We start from the raw sequence: 23,716 nt of genomic DNA, 5'->3' as shown, positions 1-23,716 counted from the left end.
GATAATGGGAAAATTAAACGTTCAAACAACCAAACTACAAGACGTCAAAATTATTACTCCCGCCGTCTTTGGTGATCACCGGGGTTTCTTTGAAGAAACTTACTCTGATCGTGACTTTAAGGCAGCTGGGATTGATTTTGATTTCGTTCAGGACAACCAATCACTTTCAACGCAGGCGGGTGTTTTGCGCGGATTACACTTTCAACGGGGAAAAGCAGCCCAAACAAAGTTAATCCGGGTAGTTACTGGTGCCGTCCTTGATGTGATTGTTGACTTACGGAAGGGTTCACCAACATACAAGCAATGGGAAGGTTATATCTTATCCGCAAGTAACCACCGTCAACTCTTAGTCCCACGTGGATTTGCCCATGGCTTCTTGACTCTAACTGATAACGTTAACTTTGTTTACAAGTGCGATAACTATTACAATGCAGAAGCAGATGGGGGAATTTCCTTTAAGACGCCGGAATTAAACATTGACTGGCCAATTGAATTTGATAAGGCCATTACTTCCGAAAAGGATGCCGCACAACCAACCTTAACTGAATTTGAAAAAGACAACCCATTTGTTTATGGTGAAATTTAAGCGAGGTCGTTATGGAAAATTTTAAGAATATTATTGTTACCGGGGGAGCCGGTTTTATTGGCTCCAACTTTGTTCACTATGTTGTTAACCACCACCCGGAAGTTGAACACATTACGGTTTTAGATAAGCTGACTTATGCTGGTAATCCTGCTAATCTTGATGGCTTGTCAAAGGATAAAGTTGAACTTGTAGTTGGGGATATTTGTGATAAAGACTTAGTTGATAAGCTAGTAAGCAATGCTGATGCAGTTGTGCATTATGCCGCGGAAAGTCATAATGACAACTCCCTGATTGATCCCACCCCATTTATCCAAACTAATATTGTGGGAACTTCGGTTTTGATCAATGCTTGTCGGAAATATGACGTCCGTTACCACCATATTTCAACGGATGAAGTATATGGGGATTTACCATTACGGGAAGATTTACCCGGTCATGGTGAAGGAAAGGGAGAAAAGTTTACTCCTGAATCACCATACCGACCATCCAGTCCTTACTCTTCGTCAAAGGCTAGCTCTGACTTGTTAGTACGGGCCTGGGTCCGGTCATTTGGTTTACGGGCGACGATTTCCAATTGTTCCAATAACTATGGCCCTTACCAACACATTGAAAAGTTCATTCCACGCCAGATTACTAATATCTTGAGCGGGATTCGCCCTAAGCTTTACGGTTCAGGAAAGAATGTGCGGGACTGGATTCACACTAATGATCATTCGCGGGCGGTTTGGGATATTTTGACCAAGGGGAAGATCGGTGAAACTTACCTGATCGGAGCCGATGGTGAAAAGAACAACAAGGAAGTTCTGGAAATGATCTTAGAGTTAATGGGCCAACCTAAAGATGATTATGATCACGTTAAAGATCGTCCAGGACATGATTTGCGTTATGCCATTGATGCCACGAAGCTGCGGACTGAACTTGGTTGGGAGCCCGAATTTACTGACTTTAATACTGGCTTACAACACACGATTGATTGGTATACGGAACACCAAGATTGGTGGAAAGATGAAAAAGCCGCGGTTGAAGCAAAATATGCGAAAAACGGTCAATAAAAAGAGTCGTGCTATTCCCAAAGTTTAAGGAATGCACGACTTTTATTTTAAGGACAACAGATAGATGACATGGAAAGAATATTGAGAGCTGTTGTCAAACTGATTATATCATTAATTAGCTTTAATTAAGGAGAAAACGAATGACAAAAATTTTAATTACTGGTGCTAATGGTCAACTTGGCTCCGAATTACGTAATTTATTGGATGAACGCGGGGTTGCATATGACGCCTTTGATTCTAAACAAATGGATATAACTGATCAAGCCGTTGTAAATGAGAAAATTAGTGCCCTTAAGCCAGGAGTGATCTATCATTGTGCCGCTTATACTGCCGTTGATAACGCAGAAGATGTTGCCAAAGACCTCAATTGGCAAGTAAACGCAGATGGTACGCGCAATGTTGCCAAGGCCGCTAAAAGAGTTGGCGCTAAGGTGGTTTACATCAGTACCGATTATGTCTTTGATGGGACCAATGAAGGCGAGTATGAAGTTGATGCGCTCACTAATCCACGAAATGAATATGGTAAAGCTAAACTTGCCGGTGAAAAAGCAATCCAAGAAATCTTAACTGATTACTACATCATTCGGACATCCTGGGTCTTTGGTAAATATGGCAAGAATTTTGTCTACACGATGCTTCGTCTGGCCAAAGACCATGATCAGCTCACCGTCGTTAACGATCAATTTGGCCGCCCAACGTGGACTAGAACCCTAGCAGAATTTATGACTTACTTAGTCAATCATGATCAGCCATTCGGTACCTACCAGCTATCTAATGAAAATAGTTGTTCCTGGTACGAATTCGCTACCGAGATCTTAAAGGATAAAGATGTTGAAGTCGCTCCCGTTGATTCTTCAGCATATCCGGCCAAAGCTTACCGCCCTCGTCATTCAGTTATGAGCTTGAAGAAGGCCGAGGATACTGGATTTGAGATTATAGATTGGCAAACGGCCCTTAATAAATTTATGAATATAATTTAAATCTCGCCGTTTGTAAAATTAAGTTAGAAAAATAGAAAAGCCATTTGTGGTAGACTTTTGAATACCCCTAAACAAAAGAAAGGAAACCACAAATGACTTACACCCATCTTACCACAAACGAGCTGACAATCATCGCCCATTCTTTCGTGCAAAAGCTTAAAGCGTACCGAGTGGCCCAAATGATCAAACGTTGCGCCGAAACCGTTTATCGCGTTTATTGTTACCTGGAAATCGGTGCCTCAATTGCTGATTATCAAGATCACTATATGCGCAATAAGCAACGTTGTGGCCGAAAACGTACTCAGTTGTCACTGGCTGAACTCACTTATATCAACGACAAAATTGCCCAGGGGTGGACGCCTGATACCATTATTGGGCGCGCTGAGCGCCCAATTAGTTGTAACCGGCGAACTCTTTACCGGATGTTTGAACGTGGCCAGTTCGGCTTCGATGTCCGTTCCTTGCCGATGCGAGGTAAGCGGCACCCGAATGGCTATGTCGAGCGCCGTGGGAAGGCTGGCCAATTGGGGCGAAGTATTCACGAGCGTGCCAAGGACTTTCCGCACTATGCCACTGAATTTGGGCACCTTGAAGCTGATACCGTCCAAGGCAAAAAGCACCAAGGGGCGGTAATGACCCTGACCGAACGCCAATCGAAGGTCGAAATTGTACTCAATGTGCACGAAAAGACGGCTGATGCGATTAACCAACACTTAAGTCAGTGGCTTCGGAAATTCCCGCGGCACTTCTTCAAATCGATTACCTTTGACAACGGAAAAGAATTCGCCGGCTGGCGCGAGATTGCCAATCAATTTGACCTTCACACTTACTTTGCCGAGGTTGGTGCTCCCAATCAACGAGGGCTGAACGAAAACAACAACGGTCTTTTACGCCGGGATGGCTTAACGAAACAGCTAGATTTCCGCAATCTTCCTGATGAATTGGTAACCCAACTGATGAGTAAGCGAAATAACCTGCCCCGTAAATCACTAGGCTATCGAACTCCATATGAAGTATTCATGTCTTACGTCACTGATGAGCAACTATTTTCTTTCTAACTTAAATTGACATTTCGGGTCTTAATAAATTTGTAATCATTTTTGTGGTATCTTTAATAGTGATATTTCTAACTTATAGGGAGATAACAATGGAAATAAAGAAACACTATAAATTATATAAAGATGGTAAAAATTGGTGCGCAATGGCGTTAGCTGTTGCGGCAGTTTCAGCGGGATTAGTATTGGGAAATACGAATGTAAAAGCTGATACGTCGGCTGATAATGTACCGGTAGTTAAAACTACTAATCCTACTACTGGGGATGTCAATGCAGAGCTTGCTAGTCAAGAAAAGTCTGCTCAAGCAAAGGATAACGGAAACTATGGCTACCTTGATGCTGCTCAAGTTGTTAATAATAATGACTTGCATGTTAGTGGCTGGCAAGCAACCAATCAAGCCGCTGGCAAGGATAATCGTTATTTAGTGGCTTATGATAGTACTACTAATACTGAATTAGGTCGTACATCGGTAACCGAAAATGTGGCGCGTCCTGATGTTGCCAAGGCTTATCCGGATGTGGTCAACGCCAAGGATTCTGGTTACCAAGCAACGATGAATAATCTGGACTGGAGTAAGGTTAAGAGCGTTGATGACCAGATTCACATTGTTAGTCGCTATAGTGATGCCGCTAATGGTGAAGGGAACCATGTTGATAATTGGTCGCAACCAATTAATCTTGATAAGGGAAATTATGCTTATCTCGATAATTTTAGTGTTGCCAATAATCAGCTTCAAGTCTCTGGTTGGAATGCGACAAATCAGGCTTTAGGTAAAACTAATCATTATGTCATCTTATTTGATCGAACAACGGGACGCGAAATTGCCCGGAATAAAATTGAAGCTACAGAACGTCCTGATGTTGCTAAAGTGTATCCACAGGTTATTAATGCTAAAGCTTCAGGGTTTAATACAGCTTTCTCGTTAGCTGGGATTGACTTTAATCACGAATTACAAGTAATAAGTCGTTATAGTAATGCTGCTAATGGTGAAGGCGTTAGTGTAAGATTTTCATAGGTTGGATGAATAATTCATCTGGTCGTGGAAATCTTTTTTGTAGGTGGATTATAGAATGAAGTTAGCCACCCAGTTGGTGGTAAATAAAAAACGCCATTCGGCGTGACATCAGGTATCATATTAAGTGAACCAAACCTATATGAAAGGATGTCCGTCAAATGACGCACTTAAATGATACCATGTCTACTAGTTTATTGACTACTCATAAAAAGAATGCTCATCTTACTAAAGAAGAACGTGTGATGATTGCGACTTTAAAGTCGCAAGGACTTTCCAATCGCGCAATTGGTCGCCAATTAGGAGTTAATCATCAAACAATTAATAACGAGCTCAACCGTGGTACGGTCCGCCAACTTCGTCGTCAAAAATCTAATGGTAAGATTTACGAATATTCTTACTACATCTATAGTTATGAAGCTGGTCAGGCCACATATCTTGAACATCACCGCCATTCTGGTCGTCGTCGCTTATATTATTCTTCAAAGCAATTTTTACGATTAGCTGATCAGCTAATGCTTGGTGAGTTTGACGACCACCATTACTCCCCACAAGCGGTTATTTATAAGGCTCGAGATTTAATGAATGATGGCACCCTGATCCCAAAGTCGGTTGTAACTTTATATCAATGGATTAATGAGGGTGTGCTTCGTACGTCCAATTTAGACCTCTTTGAAAAACCTAAACGTAAGCATCATCGAACTCATCCGCAAGCTAAAAGGTGCTTAGGGCCTAATATTGCTCAACGACCTCAAACTGCGGACCAACGGTCCGAAATTGGCCATTGGGAACTAGATACAGTTCAGGGACAGAAAAACGGTAATGACAGTGTTGTACTAGTAATGACTGATCGCCTTTCACGAGTTAATATCACGAGTAAAATTGCTGGTAAAACTGCGCATGCAGTAAATCAGTTCTTTATAAATTTACGCCAGAAAATGGGCACAGATGCTTACTATCGCATCTTTAAGACAATAACCTCTGACAACGGTTCAGAATTTAGTGAGTTAACACAAGTTCACGATCATGTTTTCTATGCTGATCCGTATTCCCCTTGGGAACGTGGATCCAATGAGATCAATAACCGGTTTCTCCGCAAGGAGATTACCAAAGGTGAAGCTATAAATAACTATAGTAGTGCTCAGATCATAGCGACTAATGATTGGATGAATCACTATCCACGAGCTATGTTTAATGGACATTCGTCAATGGATATCTATCGTAAGGCCTTCTACCAAGAGATATCACAGCTCCATCAACCAATAATCAATTGGTCAGTATTATTTATTTGAGTCCAGTGGCTAACTTATTCTTGAAATTTAGGAATCTTTTTTGTAGACCAATTTACTTATTTACAAAAAAAGAAAAGACCAGTAGCCTTTAGTGTGTCGAATACTAAGCAAAGGCAGGTCTTTCCTCATGGATATTTTAACAGAAATCGAGCAGAATTTGGTGAAATCAGGCAGTTTATTTGAAGCTGAACAGATTATTTTAAAAGGGGTATTGGAGTTAGGACAAGTAATCATGCAAAACTTTTTGGAAAGCTTAGATCGAAGCTTAAAGTCCCAAGCTCCAGCGAACTATCAAGTAATCAATAAACAGCCACGGACGCTTAACTTTATCTTTGGCCCGGTGACTTTTCAACGACGGTATTATCAGGTTGGGACAAAGAAACGTGAATTTTACTTAGACCAACAATTAAAAATTAAACCACGTCGTCGTTTATCGCCACACTACTTAATGATGATGGCTAAGATTGCCCAAACAACTACAATGCGCAATACTGCCGACATTTTGAACCTTGTATTTGACAGCGGAATTACTGCCGATTCGGTAATGCACGCCGTGCATGAGTTAGGAAATCAGGTAGCTAAACAAACTCAAGCAAAAGAACACCAAGCTACTCCTCGCCATATGCCTAAAAATTTAACTATTGAGGGTGATGCCTTTATGATTAAAGGCAAAAAAGAAGCAGGTCAGCTGACTCTTGTGCACCATTATCGGGTTTATGAGCGAGTAGCTAATCAAATCATTAATCGGCATGACTTTCTCAGTGTTGGGCACCAAGGACGGCTTGAAGCACGACTAAGTGATTATTTAGACCGCCATTATAAGCTTGCCGGTCAAACGATCTTTTTGGCCAGTGACGCTGGCCCAGGTTACGAACCAGCTAAGCTATTAAGTCTAGTTCCTCAAGGTGCAACATGGTGAATACTTTCTCGACCGCTATCATTGCTTACAGAAAATTGAACATACTTTAGGTCATCACAACGAATTAGCTATGCGAGCAATTAAAGCGGTTCGCCATCATGATCAAGCAGAGCTAACGATAATTTTAGATACTTATGAATCACAAAACTTAACAGAAAAACAAGCAGACGACCTAATGCGTTTAAGAAAATATCTACAGCGAAATTGGCGGTATATCCTCTCGCCACAAATGCGTGGATTTAAGGATATTCATTTAATCGGTTCAGTCGAAAGTTCTCACCGGGCTTTTACTTACCGGATGAAGAAACAGGGCAAGTCGTGGACTGAGCAGGGGGCTAAGGCCATGATTGGTTTAATTGAAGCCCGAATGAATGGTGAACTGCAAGCTAGTTTAAATACGATCCTAGAACAATTAACAGTTCTTCCTCGAGTGGCTCAAACCAGCCTATTACAGGAAATGCATATTCGAACTGGAGAGTTTCTAAGAAAAGCACCGACAAAGCCGTCAATTGGAGCAGTACAAGGAATAATTCCGATTAACACGGCCACAAGTAGACCAATGGGACAACTTTTTAAGGCACTAACCCACTAAAACTGTATATTTAAAGGCTACCTATGAAAACTTGACAGATACGGTGAAGGCAACCGGGTTGACTATTGGTTTGCACCTAAAAAATTTATGTCAGGTAATACCAGTAACCAAGGAAATCTTGACTCCTTTAATCTTAGTAATGGTCAATTAATCGTTAGTGGCTGGCACGCAACTGACTATTCTCAAGTTGAAAATAATCACTACTTGATCTTATTTGATAATACAAATAAGACGCAAGTTAAGTCCATTAAGGTCACTAATGTTGCTCGTCCCGATGTGGCAAAGGCTTATCCTACAGTAGCAACAGCTGGGCAATCCGGCTTTAATGCTAATTTTGGTACAGTAAATCTTACCCCAGGCCATAGCTATAGTCTTGTTAGTCGTTACTCAACGTTAGATGGTGGTAATGGGGATAATGGTCAAAGTAAGACTACCGATTATTGGTTTAATCCTGTAACGTTAGATCAACAAGCTTCTTATGTTGATAGCTTTACCAAGACTGATAATGGCTACAATGTTAAAGGATGGATGGCTAGTGACCAATCAATTAACAAGCCTAATGCTTACCTTATTTTATTGAATGATGGTCAAGAAATTGCTAGAACGAAGGTCGAACTGACTGACCGTCCCGACGTAGCTAAAGTTTACCCAAGCATTTACAACTCGCAAAAGGGTGGCTTTAACGGTGAATTTAAGGTGGATCCAGCTAAGGCAAACGGCACCCTTAAAGTAATTATGCGGTTTGCTGGTGATGATGCTAACCAAAATTACAGCGATCAGTATAGTCAAGATTATCCAACGAATGCTGGTAATTTTGATAATATTCACGTAACAGCTAGTCAGGTTAGTTTAAGTGGCTGGCATGCAAGTACGCAAGCGGGTAATAAACCATATGAATGGTTGATTGTTCTTGATAATAATGGTCAAGAACTTTACCGCCAAGAGATTACGGATAAGGGCCTTGGACGGAATGATGTCCAAAATGTTTATCCTTATATTGAAGGAGCAAATAAGTCAGGTTTCCAAGTAACAATGAACATTCCAACTAAAATGCAAGGGCACTTAGTTCGTTTTGTTCATCGATTAACTGATGATAAAGATGGAAATGGTAATTTTATTGATTTATCATCAAATCCTGTTCTAGTAAATTTGCAATACAATTTAAATGCAAATGGAATTAATCGTTACATTTTAAATAATCACATTAACCATGCGACTATTACTGTAAATCATGTAATTCCATCTGATACTACTGATGTATATAGTGAAACAGAAGATGGGAAACCAAACATGGTTGTTGTCCATGAAACTGCTAACCCTAATGATAGTATTTGGGGCGAGATTAACTATGAAAAAGCACATTACAATAATGCCTTTGTTCACGCATTTGTAGATGGAGATCAAATTATTGAAATTTCTCCTACAGATCATGAAGCTTGGGGTGCTGCATATCCAGCTAATGGACGAGCAGATCAGTTTGAACAAGTTGAAGTTTATGGTGCTAATAACTTTGCCCGAGAACTTGTAAACGCAGCTTACTACACTGCATATAAGATGAATGAATATGGAATGGCACCTAGCCTAGCTCAAGCAAACGGAACTGGAACTTTATGGTCTCACCACAATGTTACTCAATACATTGCTAATGGAAAGACTGATCACACTGATCCAGATGGCTATTGGGCTAATCGAGCATCTCGTTACTTTGGTACTTCATATACAATGAAGGATTTCTTTGAACTAGTTAAATACGAATATTCCCATCTTTAATTTCAAATCTTTAAACAAAACCTTCTAGAATTGAGGTACAATTTTAGAAGGTTTTTATTAAGGAGTAACTATGTCTAAGCAAAAATTTTATCATTGGCTATTTTGGCCGTTGCTATTACTAACAGTAGCAACTCTAATCTGGATGTGTACAAAAATTCAGTTTATTTTTCAGCCGTTTTTAACCTTTATCTCAGTAGTTTTTGTTCCATTGATTATCTCTGGATTCCTATATTATATGCTAAACCCAGTCTTAAAGCTTTTTATGAAGATTAAAATTGGGCGCTTTCATATGAACCGTGGAATCGCTAGCTTATTAATCGTGCTTTTATTGATTGTGATTGTTATTGGTGGAATTGCCATGTTAATTCCACCAGTTGTAAAAGAAATTTCAACATTAGTACGTAACATGCCACAGACGGTCACAGGAATTCAACACCTTATTAATGATACAATTGAGCATTCATTCTTGCGAAACGTGGATCTAAATGCATATTACCGGCAGTTTGATCACCAACTAGCTGGATATGCGCAAAAGGTTTTGCAAGGCCTATCAACGCGGGTCGGGGATATCATTGGTATGCTGACGAACGTGACAGTGGTAACAATTACTGTTCCGGTAATGCTATTTTATATGCTTAAGGATGGTTCTAAACTTATCCCAAGTATTCAAAAATGGCTTTCTCCCCACCATGCAAAAGAAGTAAATGACTTGCTTGGTAAAATGAATTCAACTTTATCTTCCTATATTTCTGGACAAATGATTGAATGTTTATTTGTCGGTGTGTTTACCTCAATTGGTTACGTTATTATTGGCCAGCCGCTGGCAATTGTTCTCGGCATTGTTGCTGGTTTAACTAATATTATTCCATATATTGGACCTTATATTGGGATTGCACCAGCATTATTTGTTGCTTTAACGATGGCACCAAATAAGATCATTTGGGTAATTGTGGTGGTGATCGTTGTTCAACAAGTTGATGGAAATATTGTTTACCCTAATATCATCGGAAAGACGCTTCAGATTCACCCATTAACAATCATTATGTTATTACTTGCTGCGGGGCATATTGCTGGAATCGGAGGAATGATCTTATGTATTCCGTTCTATGCCGTTATCAAGACTGTTTGTGAATACTTCTTTGATATTTATCGAATTGAACATCCTGTTGATAAAACTAAAACTGAATAATAAAAAAGCATTTTCGTCCAAACTCGCGAAAATGCTTTTTTTATTAATAATACCGATGTGTATATCCATAATGGTTACCATATGTTGGGTGAGTATAAGTTGAGTGATAACTATTATAAGTGTGGGGTTGAGGGGTAGAATAATGATGCTGGATAGGAGCAGTCTGGGTTTGATTTTCAGTTGTCGGAACTGCTCGAGATTCACTATAGCTTTCATTGTTACCCGCTGTGTAGGTTGAAGATAATTCAGTCTCATTTTCACTCTGTCGTGAGGAATGAGAGCTTCCTGTAACTTCATCACTCCCATTACCACTACCAGGATCATTGTAACTGGCACCCCCAGGAAGGATAAAGTCAGTCTCATTGTAACCATTGTAGTGTGGTTGTGACTTGTACATCTTAGTTTCGTGGTTAACAACGTTCTTAGCTTTTAAGCCAAGTTGAGCTCGTACCAGTTTTGATACCCGGTTAATTTCTTTAGGACTAGCAATTTGGAAAGAGACTCCTTCGATCGTTGCGTTTTGTCCTTGGAAATGGTAGGTCTTAACATTGTTCATTGCGCCATGGTAGTTACCATACAAGGTCGCAATATCATCAATTGGAATATTGGTCTTAACACCATCCCCAACAGCATCTAAAATCTTGTTAGCTGCACCAATTGAGCCTGAAGCCTTGAACTTATTAATAACGCTCTTTAGAATTTGTTGTTGTCGTTTTTGACGACCATAATCATTATTTGGATCATCATACCGCATCCGGGAATACTTCAACGCATTTGCGCCATTAAGGTATTGTTTACCTTTCTTGAAGTGGTGGCCTTCGTAGTCAAAGGCAAATGGGTTATCAACCTCGACCCCGCCAACGGAATTAACAACTTTTTCGAGAACCCCCATGTTAATAACCGCATAGTAATCAATCGGCACATCAAGTAATTCTGATACTTGCTTTACGGTTTGCTTTGGTCCATTGATTGAATAAGCAGCGTTGATTTTAACATAATCAGGACCATCACTAGTCTCAACACGTACTAGGATATCACGAGGAATACTAGTCATAGTAATTGTTTTCTTTTTTGGATTAATAGTAAACAGTTCCAAAGAGTCGGTATTACCACCCTTGTTACCACGATCTAAAGCCCCGACATCTGTTCCCATGGCCAGGACGGAAACTGGTTCACCTTTTTGTAACTTTTTACTAATTTTTCCATCGCCAGCGCCAAACACCCCTTTGGCAACTGAGTGAACTTTATGATATTCGTAAAATCCGCCGGCCACTACTAGACAAATTAATAATCCAATTAACGCGCGCACCCAATTTGGCGTTCGATAGTGATGCTTTTTTGGTGGTTGATAATCGGGTGACGATTGTTCTTCTTCTTGTCGCAAACGATTTTCACGTCTGTTGTGTGCTTCCTCGCGTTCTCGACGCTTGCGTTCATTAACGTCACGTTGGATACGTTCTTCCATCCGTTTACGGTAATGTTCCCGCGATTCGTTGTTATTGTTATTATCCATATACTAAGTACCTCAATAAAAATAAGTTCTAACTTTATTAATATAGCAGAAAATTAATCCTAAGTTCAAATATATCTCAATACTTTAAACTTTCTGTAACTTTTTTAAGAATAGACTTTCCTAAAAAATTGTAATAATATAGTAGAGATATTTTACGAGAATAAAATAAGGAAAGGAAAAAATTAATGTCACCAAAAGAACTTGCTGAAGCAGTTAATAAACGGCGTACGTTTGCCATTATTTCTCACCCGGATGCCGGGAAAACAACGATTACTGAACAACTCTTGCTTTTTGGGGGAGTAGTTCGTGAAGCCGGGACCGTTAAAGCACGGAAAACCGGTAATTTTGCAAAGTCAGACTGGATGGAGATTGAAAAGAAGCGGGGAATCTCTGTTACCTCATCTGTTATGCAATTTGATTTCCAAGGTAAGCGGATCAATATTTTGGATACTCCAGGGCACGAAGATTTCTCTGAAGATACTTATCGGACATTAATGGCGGTGGACTCCGCTGTGATGGTTATTGATAGTGCGAAGGGGATCGAGCCGCAGACTAAGAAGTTATTCCAAATTTGTAAGATGCGGGGAATTCCGATTTTTACCTTTATGAATAAATTTGATCGGGATGCCCGTGAACCACTTGACCTTTTAAATGAAGTTGAAGATGTATTAGGAATTGAAACTTACCCAATCAACTGGCCGATCGGTTCTGGTCACCAGTTTAAGGGGATCTATGACCGCTTTAACCATCGTGTTGCCTTGACACACCCAGCTGATGAAAATAATCCTTACTTACCATTAGATGAAGACGGTAATGTTAAGGGCGATAACCCATTAGCTGGTGATGGTGAATGGCAAGATGCAATGGACGGCATGGAACTGGTCGAAGTTGCCGGTAATGAACTCGATCAAGAAAAGATTGCCAGAGGGGACCAAACACCGGTCTTCTTTGGATCTGCTTTAACTAATTTTGGGGTTCAGACTTTCTTGGAGACCTACTTACAGTTTGCGCCTGCACCAAGTGACCACAAAACTGAGGACGGGGATGTTGTTAAGCCCCTTGATCCCGAATTTTCTGGTTTTGTCTTTAAGATCCAGGCTAACATGAATCCTCGTCACCGTGATCGAATTGCCTTTGTGCGGATTTGTTCCGGTGAATTTGATCGGGGGATGGATGTTACATTATCACGGACTAAGAAACCAATGCGGTTATCAAATGTAACTGAATTTATGGCCGATACCCGTGAAAATGTTGAGACAGCTGTTGCCGGTGATATTATCGGTTTATACGATACCGGAAACTTCCAAATTGGTGATTCTATTTACAATGGTAAAAAAGATATTCAATTTGAAAAGTTGCCACAATTTACACCAGAACTGTTTGTCCGTGTTTCTGCCAAGAATGTGATGAAACAGAAGTCCTTCCACAAGGGAATCAATCAATTAGTTCAAGAAGGGGCCGTCCAGCTTTACCGGAGTTATTCTACTGGTGATTATATTCTCGGTGCAGTTGGTCAGCTTCAATTTGAAGTGTTCAAGTTCCGGATGCAAAATGAATATAATTCAGAAGTTGTGATGGAACCAATGGGAACTAAGACTGCCCGGTGGATTGATCCAGACCAATTAGATGAAAAGATGTCGTCATCACGAAACATCTTAGTCAAGGATATCCATGATCAGCCACTATTCTTATTTGAAAATCAATTCGCCGAAAATTGGTTTAAGCAAAAGTATCCAGATGTGAAGTTAACGGCAAAGTTATAATAGTTAATAAAGTGGTTATGAAGTTTTTTCTTCATAAGTGCTTTATTTTTTGTCTGAAAATTGTGAAGAAAAAATGAAAAACTATTTAAAAATTATTAAACCTATGATTTAATTAACGTGTTTAAGTGAAAGTAATTTATTTGTAGAAAGTCAGGTAATATTATGCAAAGAAAAAGCCACTATAAGCTTTTTAAAGCTGGTAAAAACTGGTGTACGATGATGATTACGCTTGTAGCAGTTGCTACTGGAGTTTCATTAGCTAGTACAAATGTTCACGCTGATGTTGCAACACAAACAGCTCCAACTACTACTTTGACATCTTCACCACAAAATGGACAAGTTAATGCTAGGAATAACAATAGTAATTCTGGCGATCAGGTGAAAGATAATTCATCTGAAAAAACAACCAACAGACCAATGCTGATTATAAGACACCAGTTAATGCTGGATATATTGATTCAGTAACTGCTGATACTGACAATGCTAACACAATTGATGTTAGCGGTTGGCATGCTACAAATCAGTATAAGACAGGAATGGACCATTACTTAATTGCTTTAAATGGGGATAATAATCAGGAATTATATCGTGGAAAAGTAGAAACAGTTAGTCGTCCAGATGTTCAAAAGGTTTACCCTAAAGCTCCTATTTCTGAAAATGGTGGTTTTAAAGCTTCGATTCCAGTAGATCGTCTAAATAATGCTTCTTCAGTCCGCTTCGTTTCACGTTATACTAATGATGCCAACGGTGAAATAAACAGTGGTGCCGATTTTTGGTATCCTACTATTCAAACTAAGGTTGGCTATTTAGATAATTTCAAAGTTAATGGTAACAATATTGAAGTTTCTGGCTGGCATGCAGATGACCAATCTGTCAACAAGCCAAACCATTTCTTGATTCTTTTTGATAAGACTAAGAACAAGGAAATTACACGTCAAGCTGTTAAGACTTTGACAAGTTCTGATGTAGCACGAAATGGCTATAGTGAAATTGTTAATGCGGATCATTCCCGTTTCAGTGCTAACTTTACCATCATCCCAGCAATGTTAGGCGACGAATTAACGATTGTTAGTCGTTACAGCTCTGATGCCAAGAATGGTGAAGGAAATCGTTCAGATTACTGGTTTAATAATTCTCTTAAATTAGGTAAAGACAAAAATGCTGGTTATCTCGATCAATTTAGAATTGATAATAAGTCTAACAAAGTGATTGTTAGTGGTTGGAATGCTAATGATCAATCTACTGTATTAACTAATCATTACCTAATCTTGTTTGATAAGACGGCAAATCATGAAGTTGCTCGCCAAGCTGTTAAGACACTGGCAAGTGCGGATGTTGCCCAAAATGGCTTTGCTGATGTTAATAATGCTGATTAAGCACGGTTTACAGCTTCCTTTGATATCACTCCAGCAATGGTCGGTCATCAATTTGTTCTTGTTAGCCGCTACACTGATGATGCAACTCATGGTGAAGGAAATCATTCCGACTATTGGTATAATCAAGCAGTAGACGTATATACAAATCAAGCTGGTTACCTTGACCAATTCCACGTTAATGGTGCAAATAAACAAGTAGTAGTAAGTGGCTGGCATGCGGCTGATGCTTCCGCCCTCTTAAAGAACCATTATCTTATTCTATTTGACAAGACTGCAAATCGTGAAGTTGCTCGTGAAAATGTGAAAGTAACTGCTAGTGCTGATGTTGCCCAAAATGGATATGGTAACATTCAAAATGCTGGTCAATCGCGCTACAATACAACGTTTGATATCACTCCAGCAATGGTTGGTCACCAATTTGTTCTTGTCAGTCGATATACTGATGATGCCAAGAATGGGGAAGGGAACCATATTGATTATTGGTATAACAATAATGTGAACTTAAATAATAATCAAGCATGGTTAGATCACTTTACTCAAAATGGTACAACTATTTCTGCTTCTGGTTGGCACGCTGATGATGTATCGATGATTGACTCTCATCACTTTATAATCTTATGGGATTTAAGTAAGGGTCGTGAAATCGCTCGAAAAGAAGTAACTAATGTTGCCAGTCCAGATATTAATAACGTTTATGGTAATATCTTAGGCGCAAATAACGCTCGATTTACAGTTGACTTTAATATTGATGGTCAATATGCTCACGATGCTATGCAATTAGTCAGTCGTTATAGTAACACAGATAATGGTGAAGGAAACTATTCGCAAGTATGGCTTACTAATCAATATTTAAATCTTTACCAAAATCCTTCATGGATGTACCAAATTAACTATAGTCAAATCCAACCAAGTGGTCCCGTTGGTCATAACATCGGCCCTGGTTATGAAGGAATTAAGACGCAACTAGTTAAGGATCGAATTGGGACTGGTTATCAACATAACACTTACACTACCGCTGATGCTTACCGGGTAATGAGTGTTCAACGGGCTCATGGCTTACCAGCAACTGGTTGGGTTGACTATAACACCTGGGTTGCATTAGGCTTGCCTGCTGATCAGTGGACAAGTATTGATAGCTACATAGCCCCACTTGGAGCAGGTGCTGGTGCTTCACGTCAAGATCATATTGAAGCAATGATTCGTCAGGCATATCAATACATGGGTAAACCATGGCTTGCAGGATGTTCTTCATCTCCAGCTTACGGCGTTGATTGTTCTGGGTTAGTAATGCAAGCTCTATATGCTGGTGGAATTAATCCAACTTCATGCAGTTCCATCTATCATGGCTTCCCTGGCAATGAATGGAATTCTCGAAACCTCTTTGCTGATCCGCACTTTATGAATGTTTCATATAATGATTGGCAACGCGGGGACCTTGTCTTCTACTATCAACCAGGAACCCATACTATTTGGCACGTTGCGATTTATCTCGGTAATAACCAGGTAATTGAAAGCTGGCCACCAAGAGTAATGGTTCAACCAATTGTTAATGGTCAACGTAATGTAATTGCAGGTATCAGACGGGTGTTTGCTTAAGATTTAAAAAGGGTTAAAGTGTTGGGGAACATTTTTAACCCTTTTATTGTTTAATAATAAATTGGGAGATTAAAATGGAAAATAAAAAGGTGGATTATAGAATGAAGTTAGCCACCCAGTTGGTGGTAAATAAAAAACGCCATTCGGCGTGACATCAGGTATCATATTAAGTGAACCAAACCTATATGAAAGGATGTCCGTCAAATGACGCACTTAAATGATACCATGTCTACTAGTTTATTGACTACTCATAAAAAGAATGCTCATCTTACTAAAGAAGAACGTGTGATGATTGCGACTTTAAAGTCGCAAGGACTTTCCAATCGCGCAATTGGTCGCCAATTAGGAGTTAATCATCAAACAATTAATAACGAGCTCAACCGTGGTACGGTCCGCCAACTTCGTCGTCAAAAATCTAATGGTAAGATTTACGAATATTCTTACTACATCTATAGTTATGAAGCTGGTCAGGCCACATATCTTGAACATCACCGCCATTCTGGTCGTCGTCGCTTATATTATTCTTCAAAGCAATTTTTACGATTAGCTGATCAGCTAATGCTTGGTGAGTTTGACGACCACCATTACTCCCCACAAGCGGTTATTTATAAGGCTCGAGATTTAATGAATGATGGCACCCTGATCCCAAAGTCGGTTGTAACTTTATATCAATGGATTAATGAGGGTGTGCTTCGTACGTCCAATTTAGACCTCTTTGAAAAACCTAAACGTAAGCATCATCGAACTCATCCGCAAGCTAAAAGGTGCTTAGGGCCTAATATTGCTCAACGACCTCAAACTGCGGACCAACGGTCCGAAATTGGCCATTGGGAACTAGATACAGTTCAGGGACAGAAAAACGGTAATGACAGTGTTGTACTAGTAATGACTGATCGCCTTTCACGAGTTAATATCACGAGTAAAATTGCTGGTAAAACTGCGCATGCAGTAAATCAGTTCTTTATAAATTTACGCCAGAAAATGGGCACAGATGCTTACTATCGCATCTTTAAGACAATAACCTCTGACAACGGTTCAGAATTTAGTGAGTTAACACAAGTTCACGATCATGTTTTCTATGCTGATCCGTATTCCCCTTGGGAACGTGGATCCAATGAGATCAATAACCGGTTTCTCCGCAAGGAGATTACCAAAGGTGAAGCTATAAATAACTATAGTAGTGCTCAGATCATAGCGACTAATGATTGGATGAATCACTATCCACGAGCTATGTTTAATGGACATTCGTCAATGGATATCTATCGTAAGGCCTTCTACCAAGAGATATCACAGCTCCATCAACCAATAATCAATTGGTCAGTATTATTTATTTGAGTCCAGTGGCTAACTTATTCTTGAAATTTAGGTGGAAAATAAAAAACATTTTAAGTTATATAAAAGTGGTAAAAAATGGATTGTTGCGACAATAACTACAATTGCGATTTCAACTGGCATAGTATTTAGTGAGAATGTGCTTGCTGATACTCAACAGCCGCAATCAACTGGCCAAGTTCAAAAAATTAATAACCCTACTAATGATCAAACTTATGACCATCAAGATAAGGGGAATTATGGTTATCTTGATCAAGCTAACTTTAATGATGACCAACTTCAAGTAACTGGTTGGCAAGCAACTAACCAGTCCCTTGATGAACAGAATCGATTTGTAATTGCTTACGATAGTACAACAAATAAAGAATTAGGACGAAGCAAAGTAATAAATAACGTTACTCGTCCAGATGTTGCAAAGGTCCACAATGTGTACAATGCTGCTAACTCTGGTTACAATTCAAATATTAAGTTAAATACTAAAAATATGCAGGATGAAAATGATTCTATCCAAGTTGTTAGCCGTTATAGCAATACGCAAACTGGTGAGGGACAACACACAGACTGGTGGTCACAACCAATTGCAATTGATAAAAGTAACTATGGTAGTTTAGACCAATTTCAAGTTCAAAATGGTCAGTTATTTGTCACAGGCTGGCACGCCACTAATGGTTCAATTAATCGTGATCATCACTTCTTAATTTTGTTTGATCAAACTGCTGGCCATGAAATTAGTCGCCAAGAAGTTAAGAAAGTAGCGCGTCCAGATGTTGTCCGTGTTTATCCAGACATAATGAATGCAGATAATTCTGGCTTTAAAGCTGTCTTTAATGTTGCAAATCTTGATCCTAACCATCAATATCAGATTTTAAGCCGGTATAGTAATGCTGCTAATGGAGAAGGATCTTATGTTACTGAATGGTTTGCACCACAAAGAATTGCACCAGCTAACCGAGTAAATGAGGGCTGGCTTGACAGTTTTAATATTAGTGAACCTGGTCAATTAACCGTTGCAGGTTGGCATGCTAGTGATTTATCTAACGTTACCAGCAACCGATTTATTATCATTTTTGATCGAACAGCTAATCGGCAAGTAGCCTCAATGAAAATTAATGGGATTGCTCGCCCAGATGTTGCTAAAGCCTACCCTTACGTCTTAAATGCCGAAAATGCAGGTTTTAATGTAACCTTTAATTTGAATTCACTCCAACCAGGTCATCAATATTCAGTCGTTAGTCGATACTCAGCAGATCCAAATGGTAACGGTAATGATGGTCAACATATTGATTTTTGGTCATCACCAGTTACTTTAAACCAAACAGCATCTTACGTTGATCAAGTAAAGATGACTGATCAAGGATTGCATGTTCAGGGATGGATGCAAGCGATAATAGTTTAGTTCAGCAGAATCCTTACCTTATTGTTTTATTTAATGGAAAAGAAATTACCCGTCAAAAGTTATCCTTAACTGGTCGTCCCGATGTTGGACGAGTATACCCCGATGTACGGTAGCGCAAAGAGTGGTTTCAGTACGGATATTAAGTTAAGTACAGATCAACTCAATAAACTAGTTAACGGTAATCTTCAAATCTTATTACGTTTTTCAACAGTTACTGATGGCAATCCATATCCTAATCAAGGAGTAACTGATCAACTCAGTAGTAACTACTCCACAAATATGGGAAATGCTAATATTAGCTTAAACGGCAATAATATTAATATTAAGGGATGGCATGAAGCAATCGGTGAAAATAGCCGACCTTATCAATATTTAATTGTTGTCGGCCTTGATGGTCATGAATTCTATCGTGTTAAATTAGATAATACAAACTCAAACCTAAATAGTTCGAATACGTCATGGCTTAATAACAATAAGTCGGCTTTTGCTGCAACTTTACCTGTTAGCGCGGCAATGAATCATCGGGGAATTAAAGTTATTCATCGTTATACAGATGATGCAAATGGCAATGGTAATTATCTAGATTTCTGGTCTTCACAAATTGACATTAATGATGGTTTCCAGAGTCTTAATGGTGGGACCGTTTATTATGATCCAGTAAATGGTCAATTAGCAACTGGGTGGCGAACAATTAATGGGAACCGTTATTATTTCTCTGATGGCTATGAATGCCAACCAGATCCAGATGATTTATGGGGATACAATGATCAATTGCATGGGCGAATGTATACCGGAATAAACTGGGTCGATGGTCATTGCTATAACTTTGGAAATGATGGAATTGCCCGTGCGCTTCCACAAAACGATGGATGGAGTTGGCCGTTCCCACAGTCTGGCGAAGGTTGGCATTATCAGGGACAAAAATTTGACTATACCAGCAATATTCGCAAGAATGGCTACCATGATGGCTTAGACTTTGGGACCCAGGATCACCCTGGTTCAGCTGTTCATGCTGTTCATGGTGGTCGCGTATTAGATGTTAATACTGTTCGTGATAATAATGGACAAACAATGTGGTGGTTTACAACAATTTGGGATGGTCGCTTCCTTTATGTCTACCAAGAAGCATTTAGTAACCGGAATAAGATTACTGTAAAACCAAACGATATTATTTACGCGGGTCAAGTAATTGGCTACCGTGACAAGGATCATCTTCATTTGGGAATCAATACTAGTCCAAATTATGGTGTTGACCTTAAAAATTCATTTGTACCAAGTTGGTCTGATTCAAGCAAAGCAACGGGTCATGGTGAATGGATTGATCCAGAATGGGCGATTAGGAATCGTATTTAAAACATTTTTATCTGGTCATGTAGTTTTAATAACTTTCAAAAAACTTCCTCCTCAGCCGAGCAGGAAGTTTTTTCTTTTACCCTCTTGCCAAATCTCTCGTTTTCATATATACTTAGTTACATAAGTAATGAAGTGTTAAACGAAAAGGAGGTGCACTTATGAATTTCGACTTTAATGATTCGACGCCGCTTTATCAGCAAATTGCCGACCAGCTTGAAGAGATGATTTTCTCTAGAGGCTTTGATGAAGGTTCGCAGGTACCATCAACGACCCAGCTTTCTCAGCAATTGCATATCAATCCTGCGACAGTCCTTAAGGGGATGAATATTTTAGTTAATAAAGACCTCTTAGAAAAGCGACGTGGACTAGGGATGTTTGTAAAAAAAGGTGCACAACAAAAAATTATGGAACAACGTAAAGAAAGTTTTTATAACGACTATGTAAAGAGTTTGCTAGTTGAAGCGGGTAAGCTCGGGATTACCAAGCAGCATTTATTAGACTTAATCGAACGAGGTGAAAATGATGGATCAATTAATAGTTAAAAACATTGTTAAAAAGTATCGTCGCCAAACAGTATTGGATAATATTTCATTTACCCTAGAACCTGCTAAAATTTATGGTCTTCTTGGCCGGAATGGGGCTGGGAAGACGACTCTTCTTAATATTATGAGCAACCGGATTTTTCCAACGAGTGGGGAAGTGCAAATTGGCAATGAAGACGTTAATAACAATGATGACCTCCTCAGCAAGATCTTTTTGATGAGTGAAGTTAATCTTTATCCGCGTCACATGAAGATAAGTCAAACCTTTGACTTGGCCGATGCCGCTTATAATAACTTTGACTATGACTTAGCCAACCGTCTCCTCAAGGTATTCGGCTTGAATGACCGGATGAAGATTACTAACTTATCGACGGGGCAACGGACGGCCTCCAAGCTAATCGTCGCCTTAGCAGTCAATGCCGATTATGTCCTATTAGATGAACCGATTTTAGGTTTAGATGCTAATCACCGTGATAGCTTCTATAAAGAATTAGTTAAGACTTATCAAGAACGACCACGAACTTTTGTCTTATCAACCCACTTAATTGAAGAAATTCAACAATTAGTCGAACATGTTCTAATCATGGACCAACACCACATCATTATTAATGAAGATACAGAAAGTTTATTAGCCAAGGCTTATGCAATTAGTGGTCCGGAAAAAATGGTTGATGAGTATACTGCAGGCTTAAAAATTCTTAAAACAGAGATGATGGGTAATATTAAGACGGCCTACTTACTTGATCGCTTAGATGAACAGCGTGTGATTCCTGATCAAGTTAAGATTGGCCATTATGATTTGCAGCATTTATTCATTTACTTAACGAATGGGGGAGAATACTAATGAAAAATCAAAAGAGAAGCCTCGTTATTTCAACCATGTTTCAACAAGCTGGCGATGCTACTGGGATTGCCTTAGGTTGGGGGTTGGGAATAGCATTGATAACTTACCTATTTGGATTAATTATTTCACACAACCTTGAATCTTTCTTGGTTAGTCTCCAAGCCCTTCCAGGTATTGCTTCATCAATCTTAAGCGTGCTTTTAATGGCGATTTTCCTTGTAACTCCTTATACTGACTTTAAATGGGCAATTCAAAACGGTATTTCTCGTAAAACACTATGGCAAGGGCGGATTTTATCTCTTTTCCTAATGACATTAGTAGTTTGGTTTATTGCCCAACTGGTGGGCTTAATGAATACGCCATTTGATCTTGCTTCTGCTTGGCATAGTCTTTTATGGTATTTCGGTCTTTCTTTAACGATGATGGCAATTGGTAATGGTTTTGCCTTATTAAATCGTCGGTGGAAATGGATTGTAGGAATTGGGCTTCCCATGGCGTGCTTAGTATTATTGATGATGTTAGCCTATTCACTGGTTGGCTTAATCCCAGCGCTTTCTGCTAGTGGCGTCTTTAAATCAATCATAATCTCAAACGTTACCGGTTGGGTAATCTTAGTTATTTACTTAATCATCGTCTATGCTTTAGCACGATTCTTTAATAATAAAATTCAATTACGGCGGGATTAATAAAAGTGAGTAAGAATTAGCCTTGAGCTTTGTGGTGATGCGAAGCTAGTTCCACATTATCTTGCTATTGGTTGTAAAAATAGGAGAGGTTGAGAAAAAACTTTTTGCTTTTTCTCAACCTCTCGCTTTTTTATTCATCATCTTCTGGATATTCAATTTGAATGTAGTTGCTAGTAATATATTTCTTGCGACCCACTTGGTACCAGGTAATCTCATCATTATCGTTTAATTTTCCAATTAGGGTAATTGTTTCCCCATTTGGAATCTCTGCCACTTTATTTCCATAAGGCGCATCGTAAACATTGATTGACTTATTATGGAGATAATCAACTTTGGCCTGCACATTCTTCAAGGGAATTACCGTTAAATTATTAATGAGTTTTGATTTTTCTTTCCGGATATCCTGGTTGAATGGATTGTCAACAACGTGCATTTGATCATACTTAATCCATTGGTCAGCGCCAATTTCGTACCAAAACTGACCATTCTTAGTCGCAACCCGGTGGAAGGATTTAACTGTAATATCAGCAGGGAGAGGGGCACCGACTGGCATTCCACCAGCTGTATCAAATACCTGTGTAGGAGCATCGAGGTGGAGGTACATTTCAATCGATTGGACCTCTCCCCAATTCTGTTTCCGATAAAAAAGGTGTACAATTCGTTGCCGCATATCAAATGTTCCCTTAGTTTCACCTTCAGTTTTTACATATCGGTAATTAGGAAATTGCTTTTGTTCAATTTGGTATTCTTGACCGATGAATCCGCGTAATAATTGCGGGACGGTAAGGTTTGCTCCTGAATCAATATCATTATAGTAAACCCAGATAGGATTTCCTGTTTTAAACTTGTCAATCATTATTAACACTC

At 39.3% G+C, this 23,716-nt stretch carries 17 protein-coding genes and 3 pseudogenes; 18 read left to right on the top strand and 2 right to left on the bottom strand.

The window, feature by feature from the left end; translation table 11 throughout:
* Nucleotides 1-4 precede the first annotated feature (4 nt).
* The 9 genes and pseudogenes from rfbC (at nt 5) to SH603_RS08155 (ending at nt 10,448) form a co-directional block, all read left to right on the top strand.
* Nucleotides 5-586 (top strand): dTDP-4-dehydrorhamnose 3,5-epimerase, encoded by a 582-nt coding sequence (gene rfbC, locus SH603_RS08195; protein ID WP_321533812.1) that lies wholly within the window; start codon nt 5-7, stop codon nt 584-586.
* 11 nt (nt 587-597) lie between these two features.
* A complete protein-coding gene (gene rfbB, locus SH603_RS08190) occupies nt 598-1,638 on the top strand; it encodes a dTDP-glucose 4,6-dehydratase (RefSeq protein WP_169471246.1) in 1,041 nt (346 codons plus the stop codon).
* A gap of 140 nt (nt 1,639-1,778) precedes the next feature.
* On the top strand, nt 1,779-2,618 hold the full coding sequence (rfbD, locus tag SH603_RS08185) for a dTDP-4-dehydrorhamnose reductase (RefSeq protein WP_321533811.1): 840 nt from the start codon (nt 1,779-1,781) through the stop codon (nt 2,616-2,618).
* A gap of 92 nt (nt 2,619-2,710) precedes the next feature.
* Nucleotides 2,711-3,676, top strand: a complete 966-nt coding sequence (locus SH603_RS08180; protein ID WP_321533810.1) for an IS30 family transposase — start codon at nt 2,711-2,713, stop codon at nt 3,674-3,676.
* Nucleotides 3,677-3,765: 89 nt separating this feature from the next.
* A complete protein-coding gene (locus SH603_RS08175; protein ID WP_225436865.1) occupies nt 3,766-4,689 on the top strand; it encodes a KxYKxGKxW signal peptide domain-containing protein in 924 nt (307 codons plus the stop codon).
* A gap of 158 nt (nt 4,690-4,847) precedes the next feature.
* Entirely contained in the window at nt 4,848-5,978 is a 1,131-nt protein-coding gene (locus tag SH603_RS08170) for an IS30 family transposase (protein WP_013923736.1), read from the top strand.
* Nucleotides 5,979-6,105: 127 nt separating this feature from the next.
* Nucleotides 6,106-7,489, top strand: a pseudogene (locus tag SH603_RS08165) (ISLre2-like element ISLre2 family transposase).
* A gap of 42 nt (nt 7,490-7,531) precedes the next feature.
* Nucleotides 7,532-9,259 (top strand): annotated as a pseudogene (locus tag SH603_RS08160) (N-acetylmuramoyl-L-alanine amidase family protein); the annotation flags it as partial.
* Nucleotides 9,260-9,329: 70 nt separating this feature from the next.
* Nucleotides 9,330-10,448, top strand: a complete 1,119-nt coding sequence (locus SH603_RS08155) for an AI-2E family transporter (protein ID WP_169472896.1) — start codon at nt 9,330-9,332, stop codon at nt 10,446-10,448.
* A gap of 43 nt (nt 10,449-10,491) precedes the next feature.
* Here SH603_RS08155 and SH603_RS08150 read toward each other — a convergent pair whose 3' ends face one another.
* A complete protein-coding gene (locus SH603_RS08150) occupies nt 10,492-11,961 on the bottom strand; it encodes an LCP family protein (protein ID WP_321533809.1) in 1,470 nt (489 codons plus the stop codon).
* 185 nt (nt 11,962-12,146) lie between these two features.
* Here SH603_RS08150 and SH603_RS08145 point away from each other — a divergent pair, with 185 nt between their 5' ends.
* The 9 genes and pseudogenes from SH603_RS08145 to SH603_RS08095 all read left to right on the top strand — a co-directional run bounded on the left by SH603_RS08145 (nt 12,147) and on the right by SH603_RS08095 (nt 22,849).
* Nucleotides 12,147-13,724, top strand: coding sequence for a peptide chain release factor 3 (locus SH603_RS08145; RefSeq protein WP_169472898.1), 1,578 nt, complete (start codon nt 12,147-12,149; stop codon nt 13,722-13,724).
* 162 nt (nt 13,725-13,886) lie between these two features.
* Nucleotides 13,887-16,696 (top strand): annotated as a pseudogene (locus tag SH603_RS11370) (NlpC/P60 family protein).
* 204 nt (nt 16,697-16,900) lie between these two features.
* Nucleotides 16,901-18,031 carry an IS30 family transposase gene (locus tag SH603_RS08125; RefSeq protein ID WP_013923736.1) on the top strand — a complete coding sequence of 377 codons (1,131 nt, stop codon included), beginning with the start codon at nt 16,901-16,903 and terminating at the stop codon, nt 18,029-18,031.
* 31 nt (nt 18,032-18,062) lie between these two features.
* Nucleotides 18,063-19,424: a KxYKxGKxW signal peptide domain-containing protein gene (locus SH603_RS08120; protein WP_321533806.1), complete on the top strand. Its 1,362-nt coding sequence runs from the start codon at nt 18,063-18,065 to the stop codon at nt 19,422-19,424.
* Nucleotides 19,400-19,537, top strand: coding sequence for a hypothetical protein (locus tag SH603_RS08115; protein WP_321533805.1), 138 nt, complete (start codon nt 19,400-19,402; stop codon nt 19,535-19,537). Before SH603_RS08120 ends, SH603_RS08115 begins: the two co-directional genes overlap by 25 nt.
* Nucleotides 19,527-20,777: a hypothetical protein gene (locus tag SH603_RS08110; RefSeq protein ID WP_321533804.1), complete on the top strand. Its 1,251-nt coding sequence runs from the start codon at nt 19,527-19,529 to the stop codon at nt 20,775-20,777. The genes SH603_RS08115 and SH603_RS08110 overlap by 11 nt, the downstream gene beginning before the upstream one ends.
* A 158-nt stretch (nt 20,778-20,935) precedes the next feature.
* A complete protein-coding gene (locus SH603_RS08105; protein ID WP_169472899.1) occupies nt 20,936-21,319 on the top strand; it encodes a GntR family transcriptional regulator in 384 nt (127 codons plus the stop codon).
* A complete protein-coding gene (locus SH603_RS08100; RefSeq protein ID WP_113897417.1) occupies nt 21,297-22,163 on the top strand; it encodes an ATP-binding cassette domain-containing protein in 867 nt (288 codons plus the stop codon). Before SH603_RS08105 ends, SH603_RS08100 begins: the two co-directional genes overlap by 23 nt.
* Entirely contained in the window at nt 22,163-22,849 is a 687-nt protein-coding gene (locus tag SH603_RS08095) for a hypothetical protein (RefSeq protein WP_169472900.1), read from the top strand. Before SH603_RS08100 ends, SH603_RS08095 begins: the two co-directional genes overlap by 1 nt.
* A 130-nt stretch (nt 22,850-22,979) precedes the next feature.
* Here SH603_RS08095 and SH603_RS08090 read toward each other — a convergent pair whose 3' ends face one another.
* On the bottom strand, nt 22,980-23,705 hold the full coding sequence (locus tag SH603_RS08090) for a MucBP domain-containing protein (RefSeq protein ID WP_003668586.1): 726 nt from the start codon (nt 23,703-23,705) through the stop codon (nt 22,980-22,982).
* Nucleotides 23,706-23,716: the final 11 nt, after the last annotated feature.

Origin of the sequence: Limosilactobacillus reuteri (assembly GCF_034259105.1) — a bacterium.
Taxonomy (GTDB): domain Bacteria; phylum Bacillota; class Bacilli; order Lactobacillales; family Lactobacillaceae; genus Limosilactobacillus; species Limosilactobacillus reuteri_G.
The sequence above is the reverse complement of the archived record's forward strand: the minus strand, read 5'-3'. Positions and strand labels throughout refer to the sequence as shown.

Excerpts from the sequence above, each read along its gene's own strand:
- SH603_RS08180 (WP_321533810.1), top strand. The coding sequence starts at position 2,711 with ATGACTTACACCCATCTTACCACAAACGAGCTGACAATCATCGCCCAT.
- SH603_RS08175 (WP_225436865.1), top strand. The coding sequence starts at position 3,766 with ATGGAAATAAAGAAACACTATAAATTATATAAAGATGGTAAAAATTGG.
- SH603_RS08100 (WP_113897417.1), top strand. The coding sequence starts at position 21,297 with ATGATGGATCAATTAATAGTTAAAAACATTGTTAAAAAGTATCGTCGC.
- SH603_RS08115 (WP_321533805.1), top strand. The coding sequence starts at position 19,400 with ATGGATGCAAGCGATAATAGTTTAGTTCAGCAGAATCCTTACCTTATT.
- SH603_RS08170 (WP_013923736.1), top strand. The coding sequence starts at position 4,848 with ATGACGCACTTAAATGATACCATGTCTACTAGTTTATTGACTACTCAT.
- SH603_RS08125 (WP_013923736.1), top strand. The coding sequence starts at position 16,901 with ATGACGCACTTAAATGATACCATGTCTACTAGTTTATTGACTACTCAT.
- SH603_RS08145 (WP_169472898.1), top strand. The coding sequence starts at position 12,147 with ATGTCACCAAAAGAACTTGCTGAAGCAGTTAATAAACGGCGTACGTTT.
- rfbD (WP_321533811.1), top strand. The coding sequence starts at position 1,779 with ATGACAAAAATTTTAATTACTGGTGCTAATGGTCAACTTGGCTCCGAA.
- SH603_RS08095 (WP_169472900.1), top strand. The coding sequence starts at position 22,163 with ATGAAAAATCAAAAGAGAAGCCTCGTTATTTCAACCATGTTTCAACAA.
- SH603_RS08105 (WP_169472899.1), top strand. The coding sequence starts at position 20,936 with ATGAATTTCGACTTTAATGATTCGACGCCGCTTTATCAGCAAATTGCC.
- rfbB (WP_169471246.1), top strand. The coding sequence starts at position 598 with ATGGAAAATTTTAAGAATATTATTGTTACCGGGGGAGCCGGTTTTATT.
- rfbC (WP_321533812.1), top strand. The coding sequence starts at position 5 with ATGGGAAAATTAAACGTTCAAACAACCAAACTACAAGACGTCAAAATT.
- SH603_RS08155 (WP_169472896.1), top strand. The coding sequence starts at position 9,330 with ATGTCTAAGCAAAAATTTTATCATTGGCTATTTTGGCCGTTGCTATTA.
- SH603_RS08090 (WP_003668586.1), bottom strand. The coding sequence starts at position 23,705 with ATGATTGACAAGTTTAAAACAGGAAATCCTATCTGGGTTTACTATAAT.
- SH603_RS08150 (WP_321533809.1), bottom strand. The coding sequence starts at position 11,961 with ATGGATAATAACAATAACAACGAATCGCGGGAACATTACCGTAAACGG.
- SH603_RS08110 (WP_321533804.1), top strand. The coding sequence starts at position 19,527 with ATGTACGGTAGCGCAAAGAGTGGTTTCAGTACGGATATTAAGTTAAGT.